This window comes from Streptomyces sp. NPDC001709, from assembly GCF_053596375.1.
Genome location: NZ_JBSFGB010000127.1, coordinates 1 through 3,206, shown reverse-complemented (window position 1 = coordinate 3,206; position 3,206 = coordinate 1). Strand labels below are relative to the sequence as shown.

The following is a 3,206-nucleotide window of genomic DNA, read 5'->3' as shown; positions in this document are numbered from 1 at the left end:
AAGCTGACAAGCCCCTGGGCTCCTACGACGTAGCCGATGCTTTCAGCGGTGTATCCGATGGTGGTTCGCACGGGTCAACTCTTTCGCGGCGGTGCTGCGAGATCGTCCTCCACAGGGCCGAAAACGCAGTAGTCCAAAGGATGCAGTCGCGTGGGGTTCCAGTCCTCGTGGCCAAGTTCCAACTGCCGTGTCACGGCTCAACCAATCCAGCCAGCCCAGGTCACCGGCTTCCGGCCGACTACTTTCGCTGAGACAGGTCACCAGCCAATATCCGTTGTTTCGGACTGAGTTGGGAGAGGATGAAGGGCATTGGACGAGCCTCTCGACGACGTGCAGAACACCGCAACGCACCGCGGCCGGCACCGTGGTGTTTACTGCCCGTCTTCCCGCGGTCGACCGGCTACGGGCCGGGTGGCCTCGCCCCCCCTTTTTTTTCGCACGGATGTGCGTGACCTCCACGCAGGCCCGGGTCCAGTCGAGTTCGTCAGCCGCGTGGAGCTCGGCGAGCAGGATGTGGTGCAGTTTCTCGAAGACACCCGCCTCGTGCCACCGCCCCAGCCGGCGCCAGCAGGTCTGACCCGAGCCGAACCCCAGCTCCAGCGGGAGCAGTTGCCAGCTGACGTCGTTGTAGTGCACGTACAGGATGCCCTGCAGGCACAGCCGGTCATCGACCGGCCTCGGGCCGGGAGCCTTCTGCGGCCAGCGCGGCAGCAACGGCTCGACCAGCGCCCACAGTCCGTCATCCACGATCCATGGCCGATTACCCACACCTCACGAACGGAGGAATCGTCCTACTGGTCACGCCCGACCAGCACACCTCCACGAGATCGTGTTACGAGCTCTCAGGACGAACTACACCCAAAGCGAATCAAGCCCACAGCTCGAGACTCCCGTTCAACGGAAACCGCTCAAGATCGGAACGCCGAGAGGCTCTCACACTTGAGGGATGACATCACAGCCGCTGGTAAAGAACGTGGCGGGAGCGGCGCGTGCGGGTGACAAGTCCGGCTCGGTACAGGATCTGTAGATGGTAGGAGACGGTCGCCGGGCTCAGGTATACGCGCTGAGCGATATCCGCGATGGAACGCGGCTGGCTCAGTTCGGACATGATCTTGGCTCGTGTCGAACCGATCAGCTGGTGTGTTCCCGATGGCGGGAGGCAGTCAACCCGAGCAGCGGGATAGACGATCAGCGGGGCACGCGGTGCCGGGGCACCTGGCGGTTCAGCGGCGCAGAACACGGCCCGGTCGGTGAAGACGCTGGGCACCAGGATCGCGGTATTCGCGTCCAGAGCCAGACGATGGGGGCTGCCGGGACGCAGATGAACGGTCAGTACGCCATCACGCCATTCAAGATTCGGCGCCAGTTGGTTGAGCGTGTCCGCGAGCCCGTGCCGGGCGATCGCGGACGCCCGAGCGGCGATATCGGCCTCCAATCGGGTCCGGATGGTGGGCCAGGAAGGCGCCAGCGCTGCGTGCCAGAACCGTTCCATCTCCTGGGCGAGCCGGTGCGCGAGGTGGGCCTCACCGCGTTCAAGGGCCTGTAACAGCACTCGGGGCGGTCGACGGGCGGATCCAGGGTCCCACGCATGGCCGGTGATGGCCGCCATGAACTCATAGCGAATCCGCTCCGCGGGGGTGTTGACCACCTGCTGCAGCGCCGTGTCGAGGCTCACGTGGAAGCTCTGCGGCTCCGGCCGCAGGAAGTCCGGAGCATAACCCTGGGGGCCGCCCCCAGCCACCACGGCCAAAAGCCCGAGCTGCTGCTCCGTCAACGCCTTCCTGACCTTGGCCTGCCAGCGCGCACCAAGCGCTTCCGGGGCGTGGCCGAGAGCGATGAGCAAGTCCTTGGCAGAGTCCAGCGGCGACGCGGCGAACCTGATGCCTCCCAAGCCCTCAACGCCCAGGCTGATGCGAATCACGAGCAACCCCCGATCGCCACTGCATTCGAAAACAATCGAATCATTCGGCCATCCAACTTGTCTGAGATTCCCTGGAGTTACTTCGAAGTCGTCGGTCCTATTGCGTCTCACGATGCTGGACCGATGCCCAACCCAGCGATCGCCGTCCTGGCATCCAACGTTCTGCTGAGGAGACCACCCATGCGGAAGATCCGACGCACCATCGCCATGAGCGCCGCCACCCTCGTCCTCGCCGGCGGAACCACCCTCGCTCTCGGTGGCGCCGCCCACGCCGCCACCGCGAGCTGCTCCTACCCCGCGGCGACTCTCTACTCTCAGGTCGGAGACCCGCAGTTCGCCTGCACCGGGTACTACCACGGTGCCTGGTGGGGAACCTCGTTCGTGGCGTCGGGCAACCACTGGGCCACGTTCAAGTGCAACGACTACGGGACCTGGTACAACATCGCGCTCTCGCCGTACCAAGGGTCGTACACACGCAACTCCAACGACGAATGCACCGAGGTCGCGATCACCAGCTGACCCGTCCATCCACCGCCCAATCCCGCGCATCGGTCGGGCATCAGCAGGGGCGGCGCAGCGGATCTGCCGCGCCGCCCCGAACGCAACCCCTCGCCACCACATCCGAATCAATCGGCTGACCCAACCGGCCACCGCCAGCCAGCCCGCTGCCCCACGACCGCACACCACCACCGCGCACCATGCACCGCGAGCTGCGGGCGACATCCCGGGCCACGTACGCAAGCAGCTCCTTCAGAGCCGCCTTCATCGACGCGGGCGGCCGTGCATGCCAATCCCCCAGTGTCTTGCGCACGGTCTGCACAACCCGCCTGCGCGCTGGGCCAGGCTGTCGTCCAGTGCGGCCACTTCCCCGTCCCGAGTGCGGCGACGGTGACCGGCCCGTGGACCCGGTACGGGACCATGCCGCGCCAGGAACTCGCCAGAGCCCATGTAGCGATGTTCTGCGCCAGGCCGATCGCACGCCCGTCCCCGTGGAAGTGCAGCAGCGCCCGCCGGTGGTACACACCCTGACCAACCGCACTGGCCGTTCCCAGCTGATCCCGGATCGCGGAGCAGGCACCGGTCTCGGGCAGGTTGAGTTCCGTGACGGTGGTGTCTGGGGCAATGCGCAGGGCGCGCATGGGATTCCTCCTGTCTCGGTGACTGGTTCAGTGCGCAGACCTCTGTGTGCACTAACGACCTCGTGCATGGTTGGCCGTAGCACGTCGAGGTGTGTGGCGTTGTCGGTGTTCACGCTCGAATGGCGTCGTCGAGGGTGGCGGTCTGT

The 3,206-nt window shown here is 65.7% G+C and carries 3 protein-coding genes; 1 reads left to right on the top strand and 2 read right to left on the bottom strand.

The features are described from left to right. Nucleotides 1–42: 42 nt before the first annotated feature. Nucleotides 43–747, bottom strand: a complete 705-nt coding sequence (locus ACWC0C_RS48135; RefSeq protein ID WP_450871520.1) for a transposase — start codon at nucleotides 745–747, stop codon at nucleotides 43–45. Between the two features lie 205 nt (nucleotides 748–952). Further along, nucleotides 953–1,921, bottom strand: a complete 969-nt coding sequence (locus tag ACWC0C_RS48130; protein WP_450871519.1) for a winged helix-turn-helix domain-containing protein — start codon at nucleotides 1,919–1,921, stop codon at nucleotides 953–955. 180 nt (nucleotides 1,922–2,101) lie between these two features. On the opposite strand from ACWC0C_RS48130, the gene ACWC0C_RS48125 reads away from it, so the two are divergent. Next, on the top strand, nucleotides 2,102–2,440 hold the full coding sequence (locus ACWC0C_RS48125; protein WP_450871518.1) for a hypothetical protein: 339 nt from the start codon (nucleotides 2,102–2,104) through the stop codon (nucleotides 2,438–2,440). Nucleotides 2,441–3,206: the final 766 nt, after the last annotated feature.